Source organism: Bacteroides sp. An279, from assembly GCF_002159615.1.
Lineage (GTDB): Bacteria > Bacteroidota > Bacteroidia > Bacteroidales > Bacteroidaceae > Phocaeicola > Phocaeicola intestinalis.
This window is the reverse complement of the sequence record NZ_NFJA01000001.1, coordinates 29,574-54,966: the sequence shown is the minus strand read 5'-3', so window position 1 is coordinate 54,966 and position 25,393 is coordinate 29,574. Positions and strand designations below refer to the sequence as shown.

Here is a 25,393-nt window from a genome sequence, read left to right as displayed (position 1 = left end):
AGTAATTTATTTATAGTTATAAATGAAATTTGCGGGCATGTTTTTTTATCAATCGTCCTTTTATTCGTATTTTTGTGACTTAAAAGTGGATGAATTATGTGGTTAAAACGCATTTCTATATTAAATTACAAGAATCTGGAACAGGTAGAACTGGGATTTTCCCGAAAGTTGAATTGCATAATCGGTAAGAATGGCATGGGTAAAACGAACCTGATGGATGCGGTGTATTATCTTTCGTTCTGCAAAAGTGCTACCAACCCTATTGATTCGCAGAATATTTTTCATGACCGTGACTTTTTTGTGATACAAGGATTTTACGAGAATGGCCTGGGCGAACCGGAAGAGGTGTATTGTGGGTTGAAACGTAGGCAGAAGAAGCAGTTCAAACGTAACAAGAAGGAATATTCCCGCCTGTCGGACCATATAGGGTTGATTCCTCTGGTTATGGTGTCGCCTGCCGATTCGTGGTTGATAGCAGGAGGGAGCGAGGAAAGGCGCCGGTTTATGGATGTGGTTATTTCGCAGTTCGACCGTGAATACCTGGATGCCCTGATCAGGTATAACAAGGCTTTGCAGCAGCGTAATGCCTTATTGAAATCGGAAATGGAACCGGAAGATGAACTGATGACCTTGTGGGAAGAAGGAATGGCTGCGATGGGAGAAATCGTTTACCGGAAGCGGAAAAGCTTTGTCGATGAATTTGTACCGGTATTCCAGTCGTATTATGCCTATATTTCGCAGGAACGGGAACAGGTAAGTTTGACCTACGAATCGCATGCGGGAGAGGGAGACTTGTTGCAGCTGCTGAAAGAGAGCCGGCAGCGCGACCGTCTTTTGGGGTATTCTACCAAAGGTATGCATAAGGATGATTTGGTTATGAAACTGGGTGATTTCCCCATCAAGCGTGAAGGTTCGCAAGGGCAGAATAAAACCTATCTTATCGCATTGAAACTGGCGCAGTTCGATTTCTTGAAACGGATAGGAAACCATACTGTTCCCATTGTATTGTTGGATGATATATTTGATAAATTGGATGCATCGCGTGTGGAACAGATTGTCAAACTGGTGGCAGGAGACAATTTCGGTCAGATATTTATAACCGATACCAATCGTGAGCATCTGGATAAGATTCTGCGTGAGGTGGGAGAGGATTATAAACTGTTTGAGGTCGTAGACGGATGTGTGTCGGAACGGAAAGGAGAAGATGAAGTATGAAACGGAACAATACAGAGCAGGTAGGGGATGTTATCCGGCGTTTGCTCAGGCAGGAAGGTCTGGAGACTCCACTTAATGAATACCGGTTGATAGAGGCATGGAAAGACGTGGTGGGTCCCGTCATTGCGCGTTATACGATGAATCTGTATATCAAGAACCAGGTCTTGTATGTGCATTTGTCGTCATCGGTCTTGCGGCAGGAGTTGTCAATGAGCCGGACGTTGCTGATACGTAACTTGAATGCTCAAGTCGGTTCGCAGGTAATAGTCAACATTGTCTTCCGGTAGAGGCTACGTTCCCGTTTTCGGTCCATACTTCGTCCATAGGTATGTCGGAGTCTTCTGTCGGAAGTCCTGGCTCGGTCAGTTGGAACTGGAAGCATATACCTATTTTATATACATTCAGTTTGTTGAGCAGACGGTCATAATATCCTTTGCCTCGTCCTAAACGGTTGCCTTTCCGGTCGAAAGATACGCCTGGAATGATGGCAAGGTCGATGGAGGCAGGTGAAGGAAATGCTGTTCCGAGGGGTTCTTGGATGTGGAAGTTACCTGTCTGCAACTGGTCTGCACCTTTATATGTGCGCAATTCAAGTTCGTTGCCCTTTACTACAGGCAGCACAATTACCTTTTGGGAATACCATTTTTCTATGAATGCATGTGTCTGTACCTCATCGGGAAGAGAGTGATAAAGCAAGACGGTTTTAGCCAGTTGGAAGCGCGGATGTGCTTCCAACTGGCTAAACAACCTGGAAGAAAGATTGTGTAATTCTTCTGTCGTATGCTGTTTTTTTTCTTGTGCTATACGGGTTCTGATATCTTTCTTTGACTGCATGTGCTTGATGTGTTGGGTCAATTGGTTGCTTCTTCCGGTGCTTTAGGGAAAGATTCTCCTTTTTCCAATACTTCCAGAGCTTGCAAGACGGTTTTGTCGGTCTTGTTGCTGTATTCAATGTATGCTTCGATGCCCAGAACATTGTATATGATGTTTCCGTACAGGTTTTCGTCGAACAGTTTTTTGGATTTGTACATCAATATATTCCGGCGTTTCAATCCTTTCTTTTCAGCATACGATGCGAATTTTTCCAGCAGGTTCTGGGTTTTCAGGTAGTCGGCCATGCTGTCGGGAGTCGTATACTTCTGGAGCGTGCTTCGGTTCTTGTCTGTATAATCCAGTGTATATCTGATAATCAGTCCCCGTGCAGCGGCCATGCGGAAGTAAGTCGTAATGCCTGTGGTGTCTTGCGGAACGAAGATATCTGGCATAATGCCTCCGCCTCCATAAACAGTCCGTCCCAACCGGGTATGATAGATTTCCTGGGTATTCTGCTTGATGCTGTCTGCCGAGAAAAATTCGCCATGTTCGTAACGGGTAATCAAGTCCATTTCGTATTCTGAATCGTTTCCTTTTACGTATGGCTTTTGGATACAGCGTCCCGAAGGAGTGTAATAGCGGGCAATGGTCAGGCGGATAGCCGAACCGTCGCTGAACTCGATAGGTTGCTGTACAAGCCCTTTGCCAAACGAGCGGCGTCCGATGATGGTACCCCGGTCATTGTCTTGAATGGCTCCGGCAAATATTTCGCTTGCCGATGCCGAGCCTTCGTCCATCAGCACGACAAGCGGAATGCTTTGGCTGCTTCCAGTACCGTTGGATGTGTAGTTTTCGCGTGGGGATTTACGTCCTTCTGTATATACTATCAGGCTGTTTCCTGGCAAGAACTCATTAATCATTTGGATAGCTGATGCCATATATCCTCCGGTGTTTCCACGCAGGTCGATAATCAGTCCTTTGTAGTTGGAACGGTTCAGTTTGGCAAGTGCCACCAGCAGTTCCGGATAAGTGGTTTCTCCGAACTTGTTTACTTTGATATAGCCAAACTGGTCATTGACCATATAGGCGGCATCGATACTTTTTACCGGAATGTCGCCACGGACAACTGTAAAGTGTAGTATTTCTTCTTCACCAGGGCGGTAGACACCCAGTTTGACGGTGCTTCCTTTTTCGCCTTTCAAGCGTCGCATGGCTTCGGTATTGGTTACTATTTTACCCACGAAAGCCGAGTCGTCTACTTCAATGATACGGTCGCCTGCCAGCATACCTACTTTTTCCGAAGGTCCACCGGGGATTACATTGTTCACGTGGATGGTATCGTCTTGGATGGTGAACTGTATGCCTACACCGCTGAAGCTGCCTTTCAGGTCGGAATTGACAGCTTCTAAATCTTTGGCAGGGATGTATGCCGAGTGCGGGTCCAATTCGCCGAGTATTTGAGGCATGGCTTCTTCTACCAGGTCGTACATATTTACAGTGTCTACGTACTGGTCATCTATGATACGCAACAGAGCGTTCAGCTTGTTGGATGAAGTGTTGATGATGCCCAGTTTGTTGCCTGAAAAATGGTTGGCATAAAATGTTCCGATTAAGATTCCTATCACTACACAAAAGGCAAGCAGGAAAGGCATCAGCCGGTTTTTGTTGTTATTTGTCATACGCTTCTTCGTTTAAATAAATCACTTCTATATTTGCACGTTTCAAGAGTTCGATACCATCTTCCAACCGGTATTTTTCGGCATACACTACCCGTTTGATGCCGGCTTGGATAATCAGCTTGGCACATTCGATGCAAGGGGATGCGGTGACATAAAGTGTTGCTCCTTCGCTGCTGTTGTTCGAACGGGCTATTTTGGTGATGGCATTAGCTTCGGCATGCAATACGTACGGTTTGGTCAGTCCGTGTTCGTCTTCGCATACGTTTTCAAATCCGGCAGGTGTCCCGTTGTAGCCATCCGAGATTATCATCTTGTTTTTGACAATCAGTGCCCCTACTTTTCTTCGGTTGCAGTAAGAGTTTTCTGCCCAGATAGTAGCCATGCGCATGTATCGCCTGTCTAATGTTTCTTGTTTGGTGTCGCTTGGTTCCATATATATAATAAGGTGTTATTTTAGTTTCTGAATCCGACGGGGTAAAATTGTATATAGTGGTTCTTGTCTGCATTAAATAGTTTAATGAGTTGTGAATCTCCCCGATAAAAATGTGCGTTGCTGATTTCATCATAGAACGTCTTGTCTCGTCCGCTAGGGGTATGGTTGGGAGTCAGCCTCACCGAAAAACTCCGGTCATTTCCGTCTGCACTCCATGTGCCGGTAAACGTAAACGATTCGCCTTGTCCTGTTACGCTCCCGTCTTCAGCAAATTGGATGATGAACTTGTCCGGGTCTTTGTTGATTTGCTCCAAGTCATCTTTCGAGGTTGTCAAGGTGTAGTTATTGTCATCTTGCCAGTTTGTCGTGTCATACGAACCGCTCCAATGCCATGTCTGTCCGCTGGCAAATATTTCAAACACATCATCTTCCTGGTTGCATCCGCAAAGCAGCGTTGCCATGCACAGCCAGATGTATAATCCGTATTTTCTCATTGTTTTTTCATTTTATGATTCCATTCCGTTTCAGTAAAGCATCGATGGCAGGCTCTTGCCCTCGGAAGCGCTTGTATAGTACCATCGGATGCTCAGTTCCTCCTTTCGACAAGATATTATCGCGGAACGATTGTGCCACTTCGGTATTGAAAATGCCTTTTTCCTTGAATACAGAAAAAGCATCAGCGTCCAGCACTTCTGCCCATTTATAACTATAATATCCGGCGGCATAGCCTCCCGACATAATGTGCCCGAACTGTACGCTCATGCACGTGCCGGCTATTTGCGGCAAGATTTGTGCGCGTTTCCACGCTTCTTTTTCGTATGCACGGACATCTCCGTCGAATGCGGTATGACGTGTATACCATGCCATATCCAGCAATCCGAAGCTGACTTGACGCAGGCAGGCGTAGGCAACGTTGAAATTGGCTGCGTCTATAATTCGCTTAACCAGTTCTTCGGGCAGTGGTTCATGAGTCTGGTAATGACGTGCAAAGGTATTAAGAAATTCTTTTTCAATGGCAAAATTTTCCATGATTTGCGAGGGAAGTTCTACAAAATCCCAATAAACATTTGTTCCGCTCATGCTTTTGAACCGTGTATTGGCGAATATGCCGTGCAATGCGTGTCCGAATTCATGCAGGAATGTGGTTACTTCCGAGAATGTCAGCAGTGCCGGTTTGTCGGGGGTCGGCTTTGTGAAATTCATCGTGACGGAGACATGTGGACGGCTGTTGGTACCATTGTCGTCTATCCATTGTTCCTTGTAGCTGGTCATCCATGCTCCTGATTTTTTCCCAGCACGTGGATGGAAATCGGTGTAAAGTACGGCCAGAAAACTTCCGTCTTTATCGTATACTTCGTATGCTTTGACGTCCGGATGATATACGGGGATGTCTTTGTTTTCTTTAAAAGTTATGCCATACAGGCGTGTAGCCAATCCGAATACACCGCTTTTCACCTGGCTCAGTTCGAAGTAAGGCCGGAGGGCTTCTTCGTCAAGGTCGAATTTTTCCTTGCGCAGTTTTTCTGAGTAATACGAGAAATCCCAGGGCATCAGTTCGAAGTGTTTTCCTTCGAGGGCATGTGCCAAGGCTGTAACTTCTTCTATTTCTTTATGGGCTGTAGGGGTATAGGCTTCCAGCAGTTGGTCGAACAGGCGATAAACGTGCTGGCTGTCTTCTGCCATGCGTTTCCTGAGTACATAGTCGGCAAAGTCGGCGAATCCTAGCAGCTGGGCTATCTGCATGCGCAGGTTTACCAACCGTTTGACGATATCAAGGTTGTTTTGCTCATTATCGTGTGTACATTGGGTATTGTAGGCAAGATATAGCTGACGGCGTAATTGGCGGTTGTCGCAATATTTCATAAACGGCACATAGCTGGGTGCTTGTAGCGTAAATATCCATCCGTTTTTCCCTCTTTCTTTTGCTGTATGTGCAGCTGCTTCGACGGCACTTTCGGGAAGCCCTTTCAGGTCTTCTTCTTGGGTCAGTTGCAATTCGTAATTGTTGGTTTCTTTCAAGTGGTTTTGTGAAAAACGAAGAGTAAGGGTACTCAGCTCTGTACTGAGTTTGCGGAAAGTCTCTTTGTCCGTATCCGAGAGGTTGGCACCGTTGCGCACAAATCCATCATACGTTTTTTCCAGTAACCGGTATTCTTCGTGTGTAAGGTTGAGCCGGTCACGTTTTTCATACACATGTTTGATACGTTGGAAAAGCCTTGCGTTCAGATTGATGTCGTTGCTGTGTTCCGACAATTCGGGCATCAGTCTTTCAGCAATGGCTTCCAGGTCATCACTTGTTTCGGCACTCATCAGGTTGAATAGCACCGTGGTGACTCGGTCAAGCAGTTCGCCAGACTGTTCCAATGCTTTTACCGTATTATCGAAGGTAGGTTCTTGTGGATTATCGGTGATGGCTTTGATTTCTTCGTTTTCACGGCGCATGCCTTCGCGGATGGCAGGCTCATAGTCGGCGAGCGTGATTCGGTCGAATGGCACGGTAGCGTGCGGTGTATGGTAGGGGGTGAAAAATGGATTTTCCATAAATGTCATTTTGTTTGTTTATTGGTTTGGTTGTAGGCTATAAGTGCATTCATGTCGGGGATTTCTATTTCTCTCCGGCTGAGTGATACCAGGCCTTCTTGTTTTAGTTCATTTAATATTTTCGATACGTTGATGCGTGTGTCATCTATCAGGTCGGCAAGGTCCTCCATCCGGATATGCAGCCTTTTGAAGCCGTTGGTGGTGGTGCATCGCAGCAACAGGAAATTGATGATTTTGCTTTGTGTGTCGCCGATGTGGGCGTTCCACAGGCGGCGGTAAATGGTTTGTGCCCGGTTGCTAAGCAGATTCATGAAATTCAGCTGGAAGATGGCATATTTGTTCAGTTCTGTCAGAATGTATGATTTGTCGATACTGATGATGTTTGCGGGCGTCAGGGTGTGATATGACGCATTGTATTGCGGATACATTCCGAACAATGAATAAGGTTCTATTACATACGGTGCTTCCAATGTTTCGTAGAGTGTATAATTATGGGTTTGGTCTGCTGATTCTGACTGTATTTTGCCTTGCAAGACAAAAAACAGGCCCTCGCAAGCATTGTTTTGGCGCACGATGCAACTACCTGCGGGAAGCTTTTGAAAATGTAGTTTTACTTTTTCCAGTATGGCTGTAAAGTCTTCTTTACATAGCCCTTGGAACAAGGGAAGTAGCAAAAGCTTATTGTACATACTATTCTCTTCCATCTGTCTTTAACTTTATTAAGTTATAATTTAACATACAAAATTAAGCAATATTCTGATACATAACATGGCTTTTACCTTTTTTATTGTTTCTTACCGTCTGGTAATGCTTGCTGGGGCAGAGGACGGTTTCGGTCAACATAGATGATACCGGTTGGTCATATAACTAGTCTGGCTTGTGCAGGTATATCCTTTTGTCTTTGAAGATATATTCGGAGAGCGATGGAAATATGTTTTCCGGCTGGGTGGTTCCGTCTTTTTTTTGTGAAATTTGGAGGGATATTGCTTGATATGCATCTTCATCTCGTTTTTTTATGTTATATTTGTGAACAAAAATTAAACTTATGAGGCTATGGGAGTATTTAGTTTGCAAGAATTGGTAAGTGCGTTTATTGTACTGTTTGCGGTAATTGATATCATTGGTGCTGTTCCCATTATTCTGGATTTGAAGCAAAAGGGACGTTCTGTCAATGCGATAGAGGCTACTTTGATATCGGCTGGACTGTTGCTGGCTTTCTTTTTTGCCGGTGACATGATTCTGAAGCTTTTTCAGGTGGATATCGCTTCGTTCGCGGTGGCGGGTGCGTTTGTCATTTTTTTGATGTCGCTCGAAATGATACTGGACATCGAGATATTCAAGAATATCGGTCCTATCAAGGAGGCTACGTTGGTGCCGTTGGTTTTCCCGTTGCTTGCCGGGGCTGGGTCGTTTACTACTTTGTTGTCTTTGCGGGCGGAATATGCAACGGTTAACATTTTATTGGCTTTGTTGCTGAACATGGTATGGGTGTTTATTGTTTTAAAGATGACCGACCGTATCGAACGCATGCTGGGGAAAGGGGGAATTTATATTATCCGTAAGTTTTTCGGCATTATTTTGCTTGCCATTTCTGCCCGGTTGTTTACGGCAAACCTTACATTGCTGATAGAACAGTTCCAGCACGGTGGCTGATACAGGGTAAATTTTTCATTCTTAAATTTTTAATTCTTCATTTAAAAGATGCTTGTAACACTTGTTATTTTGGTCCTGTCTGCCGTTTTCTTTGTTTCGGGAAGGGTGCGGTCGGATATAGTAGCGTTGTGTGCGCTGATAGGCTTGCTGGTTTTTCACGTCTTGACTCCAGAAGAGGCTTTGTCGGGTTTTTCTAATTCTGTAGTGATTATGATGGTAGGACTGTTTGTCGTAGGAGGGGCTATCTTCCAGACCGGATTGGCCAAGATGATCAGTTCACGTATTTTGAAGTTGGCGGGTAAAAGCGAGTTGCGTTTGTTTTTGCTGGTCATGCTGGTGACTTCTGCCATCGGGGCTTTTGTAAGCAATACAGGTACTGTAGCTTTGATGTTGCCTATTGTGGTAAGTCTTGCCAACAACGCTGGTATGAATCCGGCACGTTTGTTGATGCCGTTGGCCTTTGCCAGCAGTATGGGAGGTATGATGACGCTGATTGGTACCCCGCCTAATCTGGTGATACAAGACACACTGGTACATGCGGGATTTGAATCCTTGTCGTTCTTTTCGTTCCTTCCGGTAGGGTTGGTTTGTGTGGCAACAGGCATCGTGGTGTTGTTGCCTCTTACGAAATGGTTTCTATCGAAGAAACGTGAAAAAAACAATGGTGAATCTTCCGGAAAGTCTTTGAATGAACTGGTCAGAGAATATGGTTTGGCACATAACCTGTTTCGTTTACGGGTGGATGCAGCTTCGGGTATTGTCGGTCAAACGGTACAGACATTGGATGTGAGACGGCGCTACGGACTGAATATTCTGGAAGTACGTCGGGGAGAAGCTTCACAGCATCGTTTCCTGAAGACAGTTACGCAAAAGTTGGCATCGGCAGATACGGTTATCCAGGCAAATGATGTCTTGTATGTAAATGGGGATATTTCATCCGTAAACCGTTTTGTCGGGGAATGTAGGTTGGAGATGATGGACGGGCACATTACCGAAGAAGCCGTCAATGGCGAACGTTCGTTGGGCTTTTATGATATCGGCATTGCAGAAATAGTGTTGATGCCTACTTCCAACATCCTCAATCAGCGGGTAAAAGAAGCAGGTTTCCGTGATAAGTTCAATGTGAATGTGCTGGGGATACGCCGGAAAAAAGAGTATATATTGCAAGACCTTGGCAATGAACGGATGCACAATGGTGATGTGTTGCTTGTGCAGGGCCAATGGCATGATATAGCCCGGTTGACTAAAGAAGATACCGACTGGGTGGTATTGGGACAACCTTTGGCTGAGGCCGCCAAGGTGACGCTCGACTACAAGGCGCCGGTGGCTGCTGTTATTATGCTATTGATGGTGGCGATGATGGTTTTCGACTTTATTCCGGTGGCTCCGGTTACGGCGGTGATGATTGCCGCTATGCTGATGGTGCTTACGGGATGCTTCCGTAATGTAGAGGCTGCCTATAAGACCATTAATTGGGAAACTATCGTATTGTTTGCAGGTATGCTGCCTATGTCGTTGGCATTGGAGAAGACAGGAGCGTCCGATTATATATCCGGTTCTTTGGTGAACGGGTTGGGGGCATACGGACCATTGGTTTTGATGGCAGGCATTTATTTTACCACTTCTTTGATGACCATGTTTATCAGCAATACGGTGACGGCTGTGTTGATGGCTCCTATAGCCTTGCAGAGTGCTATGCAGATTGGGGTAAGCCCGGTGCCTTTTCTCTTTGCCGTAACAGTAGCTGCAAGTATGTGTTTTGCTTCACCTTTCTCTACTCCTCCCAATGCCTTGGTAATGCCTGCCGGACAGTATACGTTTATGGATTATGTCAAGGTAGGTTTGCCATTGCAGATACTTATGGGGGTAGTGATGATAGTTGTATTGCCGCTATTGTTCCCGTTTTAGTCCTGCAGTTTTTGGTGGGTATGGTTAATTCTTTTCAGTCAAGAATTTCCAATAGCGGACAGGCATGTCTTTTTTATGTTTGACAGGGTTAAGGCGTTCGCGGATACAGATGGAGTGAAAGTAGTTTTTCCAAAGTGTCTGGTATAGTCTTTCTTCCCTGTCAAGTAGATTTTCATCAACTTTTCCGGTCACTAAAGCAGGCTGATGGACATTTGTAAAAGCGATTTCGTTCACTTGTATGCCATCGTAATAGTAACCGAAATGCCGGCGTGCGTCATAGATAATCCAGTGTTGGTCGGCAAAACGGTCTTGAAAATGCCTGATGGTTAATGATAGCACATTATACAGAGGTTCTATTATGCCGAAATATGTGCCATCGGCAAGTTTTTGAAAGCGCATGAATTGTAGGATGCGGTGACGTTCACCGCTTACTTTTCTTCCAAGTTGTGTAACAGCTAATGTTACAGGGTTGGTGAAATCGGTAGTAATAGAGTGTTTTGAATCGAATATTTGTTTCATATATTTCATCAAGAGCATAGGAGCCTCGGAGGCTTCAGACAACCAACAGTAGGTGATGAGTGCTGTAGCTTGTTTCGATAGTTTTCTACACAAGGCTTTCCATACCCGTTCCGCTTTTTCAGTACAGGTGGTGACGCGGTAAAGTTCATTATAAAATAAAGGAAGAGGCTCTGTTTCATGCAAAAGTTTGTCGGGAAATGTCCGGCGTACGTATGCATCAAACAAAGCCGTAAGCAAGCCTTCGAATGTATGGTCGTAAACGAAGATAATCATTATAATAAAGAAAAATTTTGATTACTTTATATCTTCCAGTACGATGGAATAGCTGGCATCGAAACTCTTGTCAGGTTCCAGGGTCTGCATCCATTCACGGTCTTTAAACTCTCCTTTGTATCCGACAGAATCACAACGTCCGTACCATGGCTCAATGCAGACAAAAGGAACATCGGGATGGGATACAGAAGGCGACCAGATGGCTACCAGTGGGCTGTCGAATTCTACGCTAAGGTAAGGAGTCTTGGATTTGTCTGTCAGTGTGATTTTTTTCAGTTGGCTATTATCAAACATGTAGGTATCACATTGGAAAGTGGCAGGAGTTAGTTCCAGCATTCCATTGTTTAGTGTCAGGCTTTGTCGTTCGTTTGATGTACAGCCTTTTTCTGTTGGCGAGATATATTCTAATGTTTTTTTGTCTTTACCGAAGTCGAGAAACCCTTTTTCTTGGGTAACTGTGTCGAAGTCACGGTAATAAAAAGCAGGGTGTGCGCCTATTTGGAAATACATGTTTTCGTTTCCTGTATTTTGAACACTCCACATTACTTCGATGCGATTCCCTTTTAGCCGGTAGCCAATTTCCAGTACAAATGTGAAGGGGTATTTCTTCAGTGTTTCTTCATTGCTTTCCAGACTGTAAATGAGGGCGTTCTCTTCTTCGTATGTCAGCTGGAAATCCATGTCCCGTGCAAATCCATGCTGCCCTAATTCGTATGATTTTCCCTTGTGGCGGTAAGAATTGTTCCATACCCGTCCTACAATAGGGAATAATATAGGCGAATGACGTCCCCAGAACCGAGGATCTGCCTGCCACAAATATTCTGTTTCATTAGCAACGATGCTTACCAGTTCGGCCCCATGATCGGCTACTTGGATACTGATTTTGTCGTTAGATAGTGTTTTCATATTTCCCGTTATTTATGATGTTTGGATTTTTATTCCAAAAATACGAAATTCCTTGTTTGCTCGTGTAATTTATGCAACTTATTTTTGCTATGTATACTTTTTTTACATACATTTGTCTTGGCAAGACAAGAAAAGATATGAATCGTGAAATAGTGATAGTTTTGATAATAAGTTGCCTTTGGGGAGGATTGGCAGGAAGTTGTGTCAGGAAGAAAAAGGTGGAAAATGTAGATTGCTATGCGCCTTTGTTTGCGCAATGGGAAGATACGTTAAGTGATAATCCTGTTTTTGTATGTGAAAAAGTCGATAGTATCTTGCCTTTGCTGAAGGACAGCATTACGTATTATCAAATGCTTACCCTTAAGGCAAAGGCAAAGATGTTTATATCGGAAACAGATTCGGTAGAATGCCTGTTGCGTTTAGCTACGGATTTCTGCAAAAAAACGAATGTGTCCAGTAAGCGGCATTGGATTTTATCGGCAGAAGTCGCAAATATGAAGGGCAACTTGTATGCACGTACGACTGTTTTTGACTCAGCACGAATGGCGTTTCGGAGAGCGTATGATTTTTGCGAGCGTGTGGATGAGCCTTATAAACTGCTGAATGTTTCGTTGAATTTGGCAGATGCATATAGTGGCGAAGGCAGATATGACTGGAGTTCGTATTGGTACAGAAGGGCTTTGGCATTGGCTGATTCGTTGCGCATGCCCGATGAGGAACGTTTCCCGATTTATTATGGGCTTGCTCAAGTCAATATGAATTTGCGGGATTTCGACCGTTGCGACTATTATTTCGATTTGGCAGGAAAATATTTCGCTCAAATGAAACCTTATGAGAAGCATATTTATTTGAATAACCGGGGAAATTCTTATTATTATCGGCGGGACTATCCGAAAGCATTGGATTATTTCCGCCGGTTGTTGGTGTTTGTCAACCAGTATCCGGATATGAAATTTGAACGGAATATGACAATGGTGAATTTAGGAGAGGTTTTTTTGCTGATGAATCAGACGGATTCGGCAACTTATTACCTGAATCAGTGCTATGCTTATTTCAAGGAGATGGAAAACACTTCCGCTCTTTATTATATAGATACCCAGCTGATTGAACTGGCTTTGAAAAGAGGAGATTTGCCTTTGGCAAGGAAACGTTTGCAAGAAGCTGTAAAACCTGATGTTATCGACCCTAATATGTTGCATATACGGAACCGTTACTTGCAGCATTATTTTGAGGAAAGCGGTAATTTCAGGCAAGCATATTATTATTTGAAGGAAAATAACCGAATAGACGATTCTACCCGTAATGAACGCATCCGGATGAGGGTTGCATCTATAGCATTGCGTTATCAGCGCGATAGTACACTGATGAAGAAAGAAATGTTTATTCAACAAAAAGAAAATGAAGTGTTGCGCCTGAACCAATGGCTTTATGGTGGTTCGCTGGTGGTGGTGCTAGCAGGTATGTGCGGCTTTTTTATTTTCTTACATCGTAAAAAGAAACGTGCCAAAGTAGAAAGCAACTTGCGTACGGCCATCACTTCGTTGCGTTTGGCGAATATTCGCAACCGTATTTCTCCACATTTTATTTTCAATGTGTTGAATCGGGAAGTGAAGGCGAATCGGGTTGCGGAGTCGGATACTAACCTGAACGGGTTGATTAAACTGATACGTCGTAATTTGGAATTGGCAGATAGCCTTTCTGTTACATTACGTGACGAGTTGGATTTTGTGCAGACTTATGTGGAGTTGGAAAGCAAGACTTTGCAGCCCGATTTTGTCTATACCGTCGAAGTGGATCCCCAAATCAATCAGACCAATGTGAAGATACCTGCTATGCTGCTGCAGATTCCAATAGAAAATGCCATCAAACATGGCTTGCGTACAAAGGTGGGGCCAAAGCGGTTAAGCATACATATTTGTCAACACACCGATGAAATAGAAATATTTATCCGTGACAATGGAGGAGGATATCGTATCGGAAGTGGTGCCTCTGGAACAGGGACCGGTATGAAAGTTATTACCAGGACACTCCAATTGTTGAACGCTTACAATCGTCGTCCGATTGTGATGCATATAAATAATGTAGAGATGGCATCGCATGAAACCGGATGTGAAGTTTATTTTCGGTTGCCAGTAGATTATTCATTTGAATTGAAGAAACAAAAGAAACCCTTTTATGGAACAGATATTTAGAACAGTCATTGTAGACGATGAGGAAAGTGCCATTGATAATTTGTCGTTCGAATTGCAGCGTTATTCTTACGTGTCGGTAGAAGGGACTGCACGAACGGGAAGTCTCGGATTGAAAGTAATAGAAAAGACAAAACCCGATTTGTTGTTCCTGGATGTGGAATTGCCAGATATGACCGGGATGGATGTACTTGCCCGCTTGCGTGACCGGATTACATGGAATATGCGTGTCGTATTTTATACGGCATATAATAAATATGTGATTGACGCATTGCGTAGTGCTGCTTTTGATTTTTTGCAAAAACCGGTTGATTCGAGTGAATTGCAGATGGTTATGTCACGATTATGTGAGCAAAATGTGAAAAGTGATGTAGGCAATGTTGCCGCTTTATTAAAAGACAGGCCGTTTATGGTAATGACTCCTACTGGGGACTTGCGTTTTTTGCGTGCATCCGAAATCGGGTATTTCCGTTATTTATCGAACCGTAAGATATGGGAAGCAGCCTTGACCGATGGTACATTCCTGGCGTTGCGTCGGAGTACGACGGCAGAACAGTTATGTGCTTACGATTCGGTTTTCATACAGATTCATCAATCGTATATCATCAATATGCATTACCTGATTATGGTGCAGGATAACCGTTGTATCATGTATCCGCCTTTTAATGCTGCCGAGGAGTTATTAATATCCCGAAAATATAAGAAAATAATGATCGAACGATTTTATCAGCTATAAGTTTTGACCATATAGTGGCTAATTTTGTGCATTTAGCTCACGAAACAGATAGGATAGTTGTAAAATCCCGTTTTTGTGAAATTGTTGGTAATGGCTATTTTTTTATTTTTGTAGAAACATTTAACGATAGAGCATATTTATGAAGGGATTTTTAAACAGAAGGATTTGGCTGGTGGCAGGTAGTCTTTTATTGGGTATGACGATGCATGCCCAGTATTTGCGGACATCCTATTTTATGGAAGGTACTAGCTCAAGGTTGGAATTGAATCCAGGATTACAGCCTATGAGAGGATATTTTAATATACCTGTTCTAGGGTCATTCAATGTCGGTACGTCTTCCAATGTGTTGGGCATCAACGATATTATCGATGTACTTGATTCGGGAGAAGATATATTTCTAAATGATGACTTGTACAGCCGGTTGAAATCGGACAACCGTCTGAATGTAAACCTCAAAACCGATGTCCTTTCTTTTGGTTGGTATGCGGGGAAGGGCTTCTGGAATGTAAATGTCGGTTTACGTGCTGATGTAGGAGCATCTATTCCCCAGTCTATGTTTGAATACTTGCGTAGGGTAAATAATACAGAAGATATCAATGGTAGCTTCTCGAATATGAACTTCAATTTGAATGCTTATGCCGAAATCGGCTTGGGATATTCCCGTCAGATAACCGAGAAACTTTCTGTGGGTGGACGTGTGAAAGTGCTGTTGGGGATAGCACGTGCCGAAATGGCTGTTGACAATTTCGATATTTATGTGGATGACGCACTGACAAACGGTGATTATACGGAACTGAATCCTTATCAGACGTATGGTAGTGCCACGGTTAATGCACGTGTCTCCACGACAATGAAAGGTGGAGGCTTGAGTTTTGATGAAACTACGGGGCAGATTGATGGGTTCGATATAGACGGAAGCAATTTTGGCATAGCGGGTGCAGGATTCGGTATTGACCTGGGAGCCAGTTACAAGGTATGGGATAACTTGACCGTATCAGCGGCTGTACTTGATTTAGGATTCATTAAATGGAAAGAAGGCGAAACTACAGTAGCTGCACCTGCTAACGGCTCTTTTGAAGTGACAGGCAGCAATTATCAGGATTTTCTGGATGGAGACTTCTTGAGTATGGATCGTTTCAATTTTGTGCAAGACAAAGAGGCTGCAGAAGATACCAAGACTACGTTGGCGTCTACTATCCTGTTGGCAGGTGAGTATGGTTTGCTGGATAATAAGTTGAGTGTTGGTGCTATATATACCGCACGCTTTGCTGAACCTAAGACCTTGAATGAACTGACATTCTCGGCCACCTACCGGCCGAAAAACTGGTTTAATATTGCTGCCAGTTATTCTCCGATTCAGGCGGGAGGAAAGTCTTTTGGTCTTGCCTTGAAATTGGGAGCATTGTTCTTAGGTACTGACTATATGTATTTTGGGAATAGCTCGAAAGCGGTAAATGCCTTCATCGGGTTGTCTATTCCATTGGGAAAGAGCAGAGACTAGAAGATTCTTACGTAAGAATGTTTGTTCGTAATGTGTGTAGGGTGAAATGAATATACTTGCTTTGCTGTTGTAATATATATGCGTTGACAACTACAGATATATAAGCGTTATAAAATATATTAAAGAAAGACTCTCTTACAGAGAAGCAGCATATTTTGTCTTGTCTGTCTTTATTTTCAATGCTGCTCGGTAAGAGATGTCTTTCTTGTCTTTTTCAGATTTCCAGTGATTTTAGTTTTGTACCGTCAAGATGATAGAGAGTGATGACTCCATTTTCATAAGTGGCGAATGTGGGTTGATTCCCTCCTTTGGGGAAGGTTATAGAACCAGTATTGCATATTGTTATGCCATTTTGTTTTTCCAGTCGCCACAGATGGGTGTGCCCGTAGAACAAAGCATCATATTTCCCTTTAGGCAAACGGTTTTCATTGTATAGATGTCCGTGTGTCAGAAGCAGGAATTTTCCGTTGTCTGCTACTAAGGCATAGTCGGAAAGTATCGGAAAATCAAGTAGCATTTGGTCTACTTCCGAATCACAATTGCCTCGGACGGCAATGATTGACCCCGAAAAATGATTGAGGCATTCAGCAATGCCTTTAGGGTCCAGCCCTTCGGGAATCCTGTTGCGTGGACCATAGTTCAGTATGTCACCTAAGATGCAAAGTACGTCGCATTGGTTTGCGTCATAGAATTTCATTACTTGTTGCAGGCAGGGCAAAGAGCCGTGGATGTCGGATACGATTACATATTTCATAAAGTTGGTGTTAATAGTTTGTTATTCGCCTGCAAAAATAGAAAGAATTGGAGAATATTTCTCATTCTCTGGTGAATCCTTCATTCGATTCAAAAAAAAATCAATCTGTCTCTCTGTCCGTCAACATACGCTCCTGGTGTTTTATTGGTAGACTGTTGTTACTTTTTTTTACAGCATAAGTCTGCTTTTCGTCCGTTTGGACTTCTTTTTTGTGTATATAGTGATAAAAGCTGGAAATGAAGGTTTGTATAATATCTTGAATCTCTCTATATTTATAAAAATTATAAAAAGAGAAAGATATGATGAGCAGAAAATTTTTGTTTTTGGCAGTGTTTTCTATCCTAGGCTTATCGGCGTTTTCTCAAATGTCGGCCGATCGGATTTATTTCGGTGTAAAAGGAGGAATGGGGCTTTCGTGGGCTAAGTATTCCGAGTTGAAAAATCGTGACCCGAAAATGCTATTTGGTGGTGTAGGAGGGGTTTTTGCTGAATTTGAGTTCGGTGAGAACCGTTTGTTTTCTATCCGTCCAGAAGTGGACTGGCTTTCGCGAGGGACTAAAATCAGCGACAGTGATTTGGATTATAAATTGAAGGCGAAATATGTAGACGTGCGTCTGCCTTTGATTTTTAATTTTGGTGATTATCAAAGCGTACGTCCGTATGTGTATGTGGCTCCGGTTGTCGGCTTTGTGCGTGGCGGTGATATATCGCTCACCGAACATGGTATGGATTATAAAGTGGATGTTTCTGAAGCCAATATGGCAAACACTTATTTTGCCGGTGCAGTAGGAGCCGGAGTGAAAATACCCATTCATTTGAACGGAGGCAAACGTTTGCAGTTTGCTTTGGAAGCCAATTATCAGTATGGGTTTACCGATACCTACACTGATATGGAAAAGAGTGGAGAGGCTATTGCTGTTAATCGTTTCTGGTATGACATCCGTGGTAACCGGAAATTGCAGGGACTTGAGATAACCGCTTCGCTTTCTGTGCCGTTGAGTATCTTTAAACGGACACCTAAAAAGAAAGTCGTAGAACCTGTATATGTACCCGAACCGGTAGTAGTGGAAGAAAAACCGGTGGTGGAAGAAAAGCCTTGCTATACATTGGAGGAAATTATGGAATTGCTGGGTAAGGGCGAGTCTATTACAGGTAAGACCATTTGTGCGATAGACATCATTAATTTTGAATTTGATAAGAGTACCATCAAGAAAGAGTCGTATCCGTATCTTGACAAAATTGTGCGCTTGATGAAGAATACGCCGATTCATGTGGTTGTAAGAGGGCATACGGACAATGTTGGTGATGCCGATTACAATATGGAACTTTCGAAAAAACGTGCGGAGGCCGTTTACAATTATTTGTTGAAAGCGGGTGTAGAACCCAGTCATTTGTCGTATGAATATTACGGAATGACGCGTCCTATTTCGACCAATGATACTCCGGAAGGTCGTTTGATGAACCGTCGTGTAGAATTTGAAATTACCGAATAACATATAAGGAGGAAAGATTATGAAAAAGATAAATGCAATAATAAATAGCTTTGCGTTTTTATTGCTGGCTGTATTGATGTCTGCGTGTAATAAAGACGGCATTGAAACCATTGTGATAGAAGACGGACAGCCGAGCGTGGCACAAATGCTGATTGGTCGTTGGAATCCCACAGGAGGTGAAATGGCAAATCCCAGTACGGGGGAAGTGACAGAAGATATAAATATAAGTGATGTTCCATGGCTGGATTTTGGAGAAAACGGAATAGGTTCATGGGGTAATGGAGGAAGCGGAACCGGTGGAAGTGCCGGAGAAAGCTTCGATTGGAATGCAGATGAGGGGAGTGGACCCATTATCGGCGGTGGAAGCGGTTATGACGGTGAAGGTCCTTCTGTTACTTTGGGAGGCGAACGTTGGTATATCTTCCAGCTTACCGAGCGTATCTTGATCATTTACCGATTTTATGGCGATTATATTATCATTTATTATTATTATCGTGTAGGTGATTATAATGAGCCGGAACCTGAACCGACACCGGAACCGGGAACCGATTGTCCATATCAGCCACAGTTCTCTGACAATCAACTTATCGTACGAATAGAAAAGCATAATAATACTCCTTATTATCAAAGTGATGAAGTTTATCTTTATGGATATGATACTCACGGACGTATCGCTTCGTATGCTTATGGAGAAAATGAAAATAATATTTATTGGATATGGACTTATCGGTATGATGCAGAGAAAGTAACGGCTATGCTTGATGACCGTATGGTTTTTGAGGGTTATCTTAATAAAGATGGTTATATTACCGAAATGCGGACTGATGGTGAGGCTATTACGTGGTATGATTATGATGATGAAGGTCATCTTACGGGAGGAAAGACCATGAATGATTATATAGGTGTTGAGTATGATGCTAATTGGAATATGGTTTATGCCCATTATCCTTATTGGGCAACGGATTGGACTTATACCTATACAAATGATGATGTGAATTCAAATTCAGTAGATTTAAACAGAGTTTGTACATTCTCTGGTTTTAACTTAGATGCAACAGGAACAGATATGAATGGTGCATTTGCTCAGTTTGACTTTTTGGGTCGCCGTTCTCCATGTTTAGTAGAAACAGAGGAAAATGATATGGTTACAACTTCAAATAATATGTATAAGTTTGATTATGAAATGGTAAATGGTCGTGTAGATCAAATTATACGTTATCAGGGTAATAATATTTGCACCTACAAGATTTATTATGCGAATTAGTTCTCTCTTTCATGCATAGATTGTAGTTAATCCAAGGGAAGCGAGGTTGTTTGATAAGCAGCCTCGCTTTAGCTTTCTTATTCATTCTCCTCTTTCAGATCTTGCAGCTGCTGTTTTATATCATCTACAAAATCATTTGCCTGTTCCATAATATCATCGAATTGCTTTTTCAGTTCCTCATGATTGAACTCGGCAGCTTTGTCCGACATCTTTTCTGAGAATTTTTCCAGTTCTTTCCGTTGGTCTTCGGTCATGTTTTCCAGTACTTTTTTGCCTTTTTCATTGATGCTGCGGTATTCTTCGCCTACCCGTTTCCAGTCTTCTTCCGTATAGGTAGATGCATTTTTGAGAGTTTCTTCGGTCAGGTTTTTCATGTCGTTCACGTAATCTTGGGCACTGTAGCTGGTGCATGCGGTGAGGCATATACCGGCAAAGCCGATGGCAAGGGTAAGGTGAGATAGTTTTTTCATAAATAGAAGTTTTTTGATGTGAGTGAATACAAAGGTAAACAAATTCTTGAAATCTGGCGGATATTTTCTTTATTTTTGCAACAGATTCAGAAACCAAAATTGATACCCATGAAAAAACAGATTCTTATGTATGCATTGCTGGTGCTGTGCCTTTCGGTGTCGGCATCTTCCGGAAAACAATTGTTCAATAATGGCTGGCGTTTCCGTTTAGGTGATATCGCAGAAGCAAAAAACGAAGTATTTGATGACGGAGTGTGGAGGGAACTGACGCTTCCGCACGACTGGAGCATCGAAGGACGTTTTGACAAGGATGCACCAGCCGGTAATGATGGAGGCTATTTACCTGCCGGCATCGGATGGTACCGCAAGACGTTTGAACTACCCAAGGCTATTGAGGGCAGGAAATACCAACTTTATTTCGAAGGAATCTATATGAACTCGGAGGTCTATGTCAACGGGCAGCGTGCAGGCGGGCATCCGTATGGCTATTCTTCGTTTTTTGTAGATATTACATCGTATGTGAAAACGGGAAAGAATACGGTGGCGGTCAGAGTTGATAATTCGCAGCAGAAGAATTGCCGTTGGTATACAGGTTCGGGAATTTACCGTAATGTGTGGCTGGTTGAAAGTGAACTGGTGCACATCGCCAATTGGGGCATTCAGGTGACCACTCCCGACCTGCATACAGCCGTTATTAAGACTGACATTGAGAACGAAACGGATGAAAAGAGGACAGTTGAAGTAAAAACAGAAGTATCCGGACAGCATCAGACTGAAACAATTGTGCTGGAGCCGGGTGCGCGGATTGGCGTGACACATACCTTGGCATTATCCGATGCAAAGCCTTGGTCGCCCGATACCCCAAACTTGTATACTGCCCGCATCACCGTGACCGAAGAGGGGAAAACAGTGGATTGTAAAGAAGAACGCTTCGGTTTCCGTACTTTGGCCTATTCTGCTGTAAGAGGGTTTCGGCTGAACGGGAAACCTATCTTGTTGAATGGAGGATGCCTGCACCACGATAACGGCATTTTGGGAGCGGCTGCCTACGACCGTGCCGAATGGAGGAAAGCAGAGCTGATAAAACAGGCTGGTTTCAATGCCGTACGTACTTCACACAACATTCCTTCGGAAATTTTTCTTCATGCTTGCGACGAGTTGGGGCTGTTGGTTATCGATGAAGCTTTCGACGGTTGGCGTGATGCCAAAAATACGTATGATTATCATACGTTGTTTGACGAATGGTGGAAACGTGATATTGAAGCGATGGTGCTCCGCGACCGCAATCATCCCAGCATCTTCTGCTGGAGCATCGGTAATGAGGTCATTGAGCGGAAGAAGATAGAGGTCGTGACTACGGCACGCAAACTGGCAGGCCTTTGCCGCAAACTGGATCCGACACGTCCGGTGACATCGGCGCTTGCCGCATGGGACAAAGACTGGGAGATATACGACCCGTTGGCTGAAGCACACGATATTGTGGGGTATAATTATATGATACATAAATCAGAGGGAGATCATCAGCGTGTCCCTTCACGCATCATGATGCAGACCGAATCGTATCCCAACGATGCCTGGAAGAATTTCCGTAAAGTAAAAGACCATGCATACATTATCGGTGATTTTGTATGGACGGCGGTAGACTATATCGGTGAGTCGGGCATTGGACGCTGGTATTACGAAGGCGATGTGCCGGGTGAGCATTACCACCGTCCGCTTTATCCGTGGCATGCTGCTTATTGTGGCGATATCGACCTGACGGGACTGCGCAAACCTATCAGCCATTACCGCTCTATGTTGTGGAATGATGCGGGAGACGAGCATTTGTACATCGCCGTAAAAGAGCCTGATGGCTACAAAGGAAAAATACAGACTACGCAGTGGGGGACGTGGCCTACTTTTGCTTCATGGAATTGGGAAGGGCATGAAGGTAAACCGATAGAAGTGGAAGTATATTCACATTATCCTATGGTACGGCTCTACTTGAATGACCAACTGATAGAGGAAAAGCCGGTAGCGGAAATGAAAGCTGTATTTTCCTTGGCATATACACCGGGTGTGCTGAAAGCTGAAGGCATCCGCAATGGAGAAACAATTGAAACACAGACCTTGCGAACAGCAGGAAAACCTGTTGCTCTGCGCCTTACAGCGGACCGAAGTAAGCTCAATGCCGACGGGCAGGACCTTTCGTTTATAGTAATAGAGGCAATCGATGCGGAAGGGCAGACCGTACCGGTGGCTGATAACCGGTTATCGGTATCTGTCGAGGGGGCGGCTACGTTGCTTGCTTTAGGCAATGCCGACATCAAAGATGAAGACCCGTATTTCGATTCTACGCATCGCTTATGGAAAGGACGTGCATTGCTGGTGGTGCGTTCCAATAAGAAGAGCGGTAAAGCAAGCATACAGGTATCTGTCGGGGATATCGGCGGAAAGGATGTGAAGCAGCGTCTTTCTCTTTCGTTCAGGTGACGTTGAAGCATTGGGGGCAGCACACAGAGACTGGCATCATCCGTGTGCTGCCGGTTGGTATTGTTTATTATGAATGTCCACGGTTAGCCAATCCGGCTGAGTTGAAAACGCAGTATATATCCATAGGCGTATGCAGTATATATTCAAATGCGTATGCAGTATATATTCAACCGCGTATGCAGTATATATTCATTTTTCAGGACTATATATTGGCTGTGGGCGGACATTCATTTTGTCTTATTTGCATCAGAAAGGGTGGCAGGTTTGAACAATTGCTTTTTCAGCCATTCACGTACTGGCAGGTCATAGAGGCGGTAAGCTCCGTATGCTATCAGAATAGCAAGCAGGAAAGTGCTGACTGCAACGAATATGTGTGTGCCTGTGGGGGCATATTTGTGGCTGTTTGCCCATGCCATTTGCATATAAATAAGCGGGTAATGGGTGATGTATAGTGGAAAAGATATGTCGCCGAGGAACTTATTGATGCTTTCCGAGGTGCTTCCCTTTACGCTGCTTCCGGCGCCTATGGATACGATAAGCGGAAAGAAAACCAGGATACAGGCAGCTTCGTAAAGCCCGTTTGTCCAGCGTGCGTTTCCTTCCGGACCTAATCCCATCCAGGGCATGCACAGTAATACGACAATCATTGCCGAGCACCACCTTTGACAAATCCCCATGTCGACATACGGTCCCATCGGTCATCGTAAGCATACCCTATGACAAATCCCGACAAGACAAAAAAGAAGTCTACAGCAAGATAGCCGTGATTGATGGGCTGGCTGGTACCGCCGTGGTAATAGGTTTCAAACAAATGGTAGGCTACGACAAGCACAGCGGCTACACCGCGTAGTCCGTCCAGTATTTCGTAGCGTGGCTTAGAGGCAAGATATACATTGCTTTTCATGCGTAAAATATTTTAATTTGTGAAACTTACAGGAGGTAAGAAGTCAAGTAGAAGCCAACACCTTTTAGGCTGATAGCATAAGCAGTGCCATTGCCCTTTATTCTTCATTCTTTACTTTCTCTACCTTCTTGTAGTATATGCAAAGATAATGGATAATGCTTGTTTTCGATATTCCGCTATAAAAGTAAAGTCTTCATTAAAAAACTGTTTTGAATTTCTACAAAAAGTTTTTTCTCGTCTTGATGTGTTCGTTTTCGTGTGTGCTTTGGCAGTTTTTGGGGTCTTCAAAACTCATCCTAAATCAGCATACGATAAATTCAAAACAGTTCCTAAAAAAATATTTTATTTTTTGATATAATCTGTGAGGAAAGCGGAATACCTTTGCGGGAATTGTGCTAATTTTGTCAACGTATTAATAAAACGATAAGTATGAAACAAAGATTATGGATGCTGGCGGCGGGATGCCTGTTCGCACTCGCTGCCCAATCGCAAGAGACCGTTGCGGTAAACACAGGGAAAATCGTTTCGCCGGAAGTGGATACGGCGGCGCAGACAGTCACATTCCGCCTGTTGGCACCGGCGGCAAAAGAAGTGACGGTAGAAGCCGACTATTTCGGCAAGGTGCAGAAACAAACTCCGCTGGGGGCGGTAGAGATGCCTCTCCGTCAGGCGATGACGCGCGACACAGCAGGCGTGTGGACGCTGGAGACTCCGATGCCTGCGCCCGAATTGCACACGTATTGTTTCTACGTAGACGGGTTGCGGATGGTGGATCCCAGCAACGTATATATGCTCCGCGACATAGCCACGTATACCAATTATTTTCTGGTCGACGGTGAGCTGTCTGCCAACTATTTTGTGCGCGAAGTGCCTCACGGCACGGTGTCGAAGGTGTGGTATCCCAGTCCGAAGCTGGGGATGGAGCGCCGCCGCATGACGGTCTATACTCCGGCAGGTTACGAGGACGGTACGGAGCGTTATCCTGTGCTCTACCTGCTTCACGGTGCCGGGGGCGACGAGAATGCGTGGAGCGAACTGGGGCGTGCCGTGCAGATACTCGACAACCTGATAGCGCAAGGCAAGGCGAAACCGATGATTGTGGTGATGCCGAACGGGAACGGCGGGCAGGAAGCTGCTCCGGGCGAGTACCCGAACAGCATGTACAAGCCTTCGTTTATGAATCCGAAGACGATGGAAGGTTCGTTCGAGGTGGCATTTCCCGATATCGTGTCGTATGTGGAGTCGCATTACCGCACGGTGAACGACAAGGCGCACCGTGCCATTGCGGGCCTGTCGATGGGCGGATTCCATTCGCTTTACATCTCTGCCAACTATCCCGACCTGTTCGATTATGTAGGTTTGTTTTCGGCAGCCGTCAACCGTGAGGCAAAGGGAGACAATGCTTTTGTCTATGCCGACCTTGACACGAAGCTTGCCCGCCAGTTTGCCGAGGCTCCGAAACTGTATTTCATCGCCATCGGAACTGCCGATTTCCTGTATCAGGACAATGTGGGGCTCCGCAAACGGTTCGATGCCCAGGGCTACCGTTATGAGTACATGGAAACGGACGGCGGGCATATCTGGAGCAACTGGCGCAAGTACCTGAATCATTTCTTGCCGGAGCTGTTCCGGTAGTTTTTTACCACAGATTACACAGATTTTCAATTAAA

At 44.2% G+C, this 25,393-nt stretch carries 21 protein-coding genes and 1 pseudogene; 11 read left to right on the top strand and 11 right to left on the bottom strand.

The window, feature by feature from the left end; genetic code table 11:
- Positions 1 to 96 precede the first annotated feature (96 nt).
- Positions 97 to 1,215 (top strand): DNA replication/repair protein RecF, encoded by a 1,119-nt coding sequence (gene recF, locus B5F78_RS00240; RefSeq protein ID WP_087405641.1) that lies wholly within the window; start codon positions 97 to 99, stop codon positions 1,213 to 1,215.
- Positions 1,212 to 1,502 (top strand): DciA family protein, encoded by a 291-nt coding sequence (locus B5F78_RS00235; RefSeq protein ID WP_022040052.1) that lies wholly within the window; start codon positions 1,212 to 1,214, stop codon positions 1,500 to 1,502. The genes recF and B5F78_RS00235 overlap by 4 nt, the downstream gene beginning before the upstream one ends.
- Here B5F78_RS00235 and B5F78_RS00230 read toward each other — a convergent pair.
- From B5F78_RS00230 to B5F78_RS00205, 6 genes are read right to left on the bottom strand one after another with little or no spacing between them, the layout of a single operon-like run.
- Positions 1,483 to 2,049, bottom strand: coding sequence for a 5-formyltetrahydrofolate cyclo-ligase (locus tag B5F78_RS00230; RefSeq protein ID WP_087405670.1), 567 nt, complete (start codon positions 2,047 to 2,049; stop codon positions 1,483 to 1,485). The two genes, B5F78_RS00235 and B5F78_RS00230, sit on opposite strands and share 20 nt — an antisense overlap.
- A gap of 17 nt (positions 2,050 to 2,066) precedes the next feature.
- The gene (locus tag B5F78_RS00225) at positions 2,067 to 3,707 is read right to left on the bottom strand and encodes a S41 family peptidase (RefSeq protein WP_087405640.1); all 1,641 of its coding nucleotides are present in this window, start codon (positions 3,705 to 3,707) and stop codon (positions 2,067 to 2,069) included.
- Positions 3,697 to 4,140, bottom strand: a complete 444-nt coding sequence (locus tag B5F78_RS00220) for a dCMP deaminase family protein (protein ID WP_022040050.1) — start codon at positions 4,138 to 4,140, stop codon at positions 3,697 to 3,699. The genes B5F78_RS00225 and B5F78_RS00220 overlap by 11 nt, the downstream gene beginning before the upstream one ends.
- 20 nt (positions 4,141 to 4,160) lie before the next feature.
- On the bottom strand, positions 4,161 to 4,634 hold the full coding sequence (locus tag B5F78_RS00215) for a DUF4847 family protein (protein ID WP_022040049.1): 474 nt from the start codon (positions 4,632 to 4,634) through the stop codon (positions 4,161 to 4,163).
- Positions 4,635 to 4,641: 7 nt separating this feature from the next.
- The gene (locus B5F78_RS00210) at positions 4,642 to 6,690 is read right to left on the bottom strand and encodes a M3 family metallopeptidase (RefSeq protein ID WP_162608461.1); all 2,049 of its coding nucleotides are present in this window, start codon (positions 6,688 to 6,690) and stop codon (positions 4,642 to 4,644) included.
- A complete protein-coding gene (locus B5F78_RS00205; protein ID WP_022040047.1) occupies positions 6,687 to 7,385 on the bottom strand; it encodes a Crp/Fnr family transcriptional regulator in 699 nt (232 codons plus the stop codon). Before B5F78_RS00205 ends, B5F78_RS00210 begins: the two co-directional genes overlap by 4 nt.
- A gap of 349 nt (positions 7,386 to 7,734) precedes the next feature.
- On the opposite strand from B5F78_RS00205, the gene B5F78_RS00200 reads away from it, so the two are divergent.
- Together B5F78_RS00200 and B5F78_RS00195 are read left to right on the top strand one after the other, a co-directional pair.
- Entirely contained in the window at positions 7,735 to 8,334 is a 600-nt protein-coding gene (locus B5F78_RS00200) for a MarC family protein (RefSeq protein WP_087207392.1), read from the top strand.
- 48 nt (positions 8,335 to 8,382) lie between these two features.
- Positions 8,383 to 10,242, top strand: a complete 1,860-nt coding sequence (locus B5F78_RS00195) for an SLC13 family permease (protein ID WP_022040044.1) — start codon at positions 8,383 to 8,385, stop codon at positions 10,240 to 10,242.
- Between the two features lie 24 nt (positions 10,243 to 10,266).
- On the opposite strand, the gene B5F78_RS00190 is transcribed toward B5F78_RS00195, so the two are convergent.
- Complete coding sequence (locus tag B5F78_RS00190) at positions 10,267 to 11,034, bottom strand: TIGR03915 family putative DNA repair protein (RefSeq protein WP_022040043.1); 768 nt, start codon at positions 11,032 to 11,034, stop codon at positions 10,267 to 10,269.
- Between the two features lie 21 nt (positions 11,035 to 11,055).
- Positions 11,056 to 11,940 (bottom strand): aldose 1-epimerase family protein, encoded by an 885-nt coding sequence (locus B5F78_RS00185; RefSeq protein ID WP_087207389.1) that lies wholly within the window; start codon positions 11,938 to 11,940, stop codon positions 11,056 to 11,058.
- A 137-nt stretch (positions 11,941 to 12,077) separates the two neighbouring features.
- Here B5F78_RS00185 and B5F78_RS00180 point away from each other — a divergent pair, with 137 nt between their 5' ends.
- The 3 genes from B5F78_RS00180 (at position 12,078) to B5F78_RS00170 (ending at position 16,366) form a co-directional block, all read left to right on the top strand.
- Positions 12,078 to 14,132 carry a tetratricopeptide repeat-containing sensor histidine kinase gene (locus B5F78_RS00180; protein ID WP_087405639.1) on the top strand — a complete coding sequence of 685 codons (2,055 nt, stop codon included), beginning with the start codon at positions 12,078 to 12,080 and terminating at the stop codon, positions 14,130 to 14,132.
- Complete coding sequence (locus B5F78_RS00175; protein ID WP_022040040.1) at positions 14,116 to 14,865, top strand: LytR/AlgR family response regulator transcription factor; 750 nt, start codon at positions 14,116 to 14,118, stop codon at positions 14,863 to 14,865. Before B5F78_RS00180 ends, B5F78_RS00175 begins: the two co-directional genes overlap by 17 nt.
- 139 nt (positions 14,866 to 15,004) lie before the next feature.
- Positions 15,005 to 16,366, top strand: coding sequence for a DUF5723 family protein (locus tag B5F78_RS00170; protein ID WP_087405638.1), 1,362 nt, complete (start codon positions 15,005 to 15,007; stop codon positions 16,364 to 16,366).
- Positions 16,367 to 16,580: 214 nt separating this feature from the next.
- Here the strand turns inward: B5F78_RS00170 and yfcE are convergent, their stop codons facing one another.
- Complete coding sequence (gene yfcE / locus B5F78_RS00165) at positions 16,581 to 17,120, bottom strand: phosphodiesterase (RefSeq protein ID WP_087247186.1); 540 nt, start codon at positions 17,118 to 17,120, stop codon at positions 16,581 to 16,583.
- A 299-nt stretch (positions 17,121 to 17,419) separates the two neighbouring features.
- On the opposite strand from yfcE, the gene B5F78_RS00160 reads away from it, so the two are divergent.
- Positions 17,420 to 18,613, top strand: a complete 1,194-nt coding sequence (locus B5F78_RS00160) for an OmpA family protein (RefSeq protein WP_087405637.1) — start codon at positions 17,420 to 17,422, stop codon at positions 18,611 to 18,613.
- Between the two features lie 19 nt (positions 18,614 to 18,632).
- Positions 18,633 to 19,877: a hypothetical protein gene (locus B5F78_RS00155; protein WP_087405636.1), complete on the top strand. Its 1,245-nt coding sequence runs from the start codon at positions 18,633 to 18,635 to the stop codon at positions 19,875 to 19,877.
- 77 nt (positions 19,878 to 19,954) lie between these two features.
- On the opposite strand, the gene B5F78_RS00150 is transcribed toward B5F78_RS00155, so the two are convergent.
- The gene (locus B5F78_RS00150) at positions 19,955 to 20,347 is read right to left on the bottom strand and encodes a hypothetical protein (protein WP_087405635.1); all 393 of its coding nucleotides are present in this window, start codon (positions 20,345 to 20,347) and stop codon (positions 19,955 to 19,957) included.
- A gap of 126 nt (positions 20,348 to 20,473) precedes the next feature.
- On the opposite strand from B5F78_RS00150, the gene B5F78_RS00145 reads away from it, so the two are divergent.
- The gene (locus tag B5F78_RS00145; protein ID WP_239473354.1) at positions 20,474 to 22,819 is read left to right on the top strand and encodes a sugar-binding domain-containing protein; all 2,346 of its coding nucleotides are present in this window, start codon (positions 20,474 to 20,476) and stop codon (positions 22,817 to 22,819) included.
- Between the two features lie 227 nt (positions 22,820 to 23,046).
- On the opposite strand, the pseudogene B5F78_RS00140 reads toward B5F78_RS00145, so the two are convergent.
- A pseudogene (locus B5F78_RS00140) lies at positions 23,047 to 23,723 on the bottom strand (acyltransferase family protein).
- Between the two features lie 429 nt (positions 23,724 to 24,152).
- On the opposite strand from B5F78_RS00140, the gene B5F78_RS00135 reads away from it, so the two are divergent.
- Positions 24,153 to 25,358, top strand: a complete 1,206-nt coding sequence (locus B5F78_RS00135; protein WP_087405633.1) for an alpha/beta hydrolase — start codon at positions 24,153 to 24,155, stop codon at positions 25,356 to 25,358.
- Positions 25,359 to 25,393: the final 35 nt, after the last annotated feature.

What these genes read in the sequence shown, in the direction of transcription:
- B5F78_RS00160 (WP_087405637.1), top strand. Translation starts at nt 17,420, where the DNA reads ATGATGAGCAGAAAATTTTTGTTTTTGGCAGTGTTTTCTATCCTAGGC.
- B5F78_RS00225 (WP_087405640.1), bottom strand. Translation starts at nt 3,707, where the DNA reads ATGACAAATAACAACAAAAACCGGCTGATGCCTTTCCTGCTTGCCTTT.
- B5F78_RS00230 (WP_087405670.1), bottom strand. Translation starts at nt 2,049, where the DNA reads ATGCAGTCAAAGAAAGATATCAGAACCCGTATAGCACAAGAAAAAAAA.
- B5F78_RS00170 (WP_087405638.1), top strand. Translation starts at nt 15,005, where the DNA reads ATGAAGGGATTTTTAAACAGAAGGATTTGGCTGGTGGCAGGTAGTCTT.
- B5F78_RS00180 (WP_087405639.1), top strand. Translation starts at nt 12,078, where the DNA reads ATGAATCGTGAAATAGTGATAGTTTTGATAATAAGTTGCCTTTGGGGA.
- B5F78_RS00190 (WP_022040043.1), bottom strand. Translation starts at nt 11,034, where the DNA reads ATGATTATCTTCGTTTACGACCATACATTCGAAGGCTTGCTTACGGCT.
- B5F78_RS00200 (WP_087207392.1), top strand. Translation starts at nt 7,735, where the DNA reads ATGGGAGTATTTAGTTTGCAAGAATTGGTAAGTGCGTTTATTGTACTG.
- B5F78_RS00215 (WP_022040049.1), bottom strand. Translation starts at nt 4,634, where the DNA reads ATGAGAAAATACGGATTATACATCTGGCTGTGCATGGCAACGCTGCTT.
- B5F78_RS00235 (WP_022040052.1), top strand. Translation starts at nt 1,212, where the DNA reads ATGAAACGGAACAATACAGAGCAGGTAGGGGATGTTATCCGGCGTTTG.
- B5F78_RS00135 (WP_087405633.1), top strand. Translation starts at nt 24,153, where the DNA reads ATGAAACAAAGATTATGGATGCTGGCGGCGGGATGCCTGTTCGCACTC.
- B5F78_RS00185 (WP_087207389.1), bottom strand. Translation starts at nt 11,940, where the DNA reads ATGAAAACACTATCTAACGACAAAATCAGTATCCAAGTAGCCGATCAT.
- B5F78_RS00220 (WP_022040050.1), bottom strand. Translation starts at nt 4,140, where the DNA reads ATGGAACCAAGCGACACCAAACAAGAAACATTAGACAGGCGATACATG.
- recF (WP_087405641.1), top strand. Translation starts at nt 97, where the DNA reads ATGTGGTTAAAACGCATTTCTATATTAAATTACAAGAATCTGGAACAG.
- B5F78_RS00145 (WP_239473354.1), top strand. Translation starts at nt 20,474, where the DNA reads ATGTATGCATTGCTGGTGCTGTGCCTTTCGGTGTCGGCATCTTCCGGA.
- yfcE (WP_087247186.1), bottom strand. Translation starts at nt 17,120, where the DNA reads ATGAAATATGTAATCGTATCCGACATCCACGGCTCTTTGCCCTGCCTG.
- B5F78_RS00210 (WP_162608461.1), bottom strand. Translation starts at nt 6,690, where the DNA reads ATGACATTTATGGAAAATCCATTTTTCACCCCCTACCATACACCGCAC.
- B5F78_RS00205 (WP_022040047.1), bottom strand. Translation starts at nt 7,385, where the DNA reads ATGGAAGAGAATAGTATGTACAATAAGCTTTTGCTACTTCCCTTGTTC.
- B5F78_RS00195 (WP_022040044.1), top strand. Translation starts at nt 8,383, where the DNA reads ATGCTTGTAACACTTGTTATTTTGGTCCTGTCTGCCGTTTTCTTTGTT.
- B5F78_RS00175 (WP_022040040.1), top strand. Translation starts at nt 14,116, where the DNA reads ATGGAACAGATATTTAGAACAGTCATTGTAGACGATGAGGAAAGTGCC.
- B5F78_RS00155 (WP_087405636.1), top strand. Translation starts at nt 18,633, where the DNA reads ATGAAAAAGATAAATGCAATAATAAATAGCTTTGCGTTTTTATTGCTG.
- B5F78_RS00150 (WP_087405635.1), bottom strand. Translation starts at nt 20,347, where the DNA reads ATGAAAAAACTATCTCACCTTACCCTTGCCATCGGCTTTGCCGGTATA.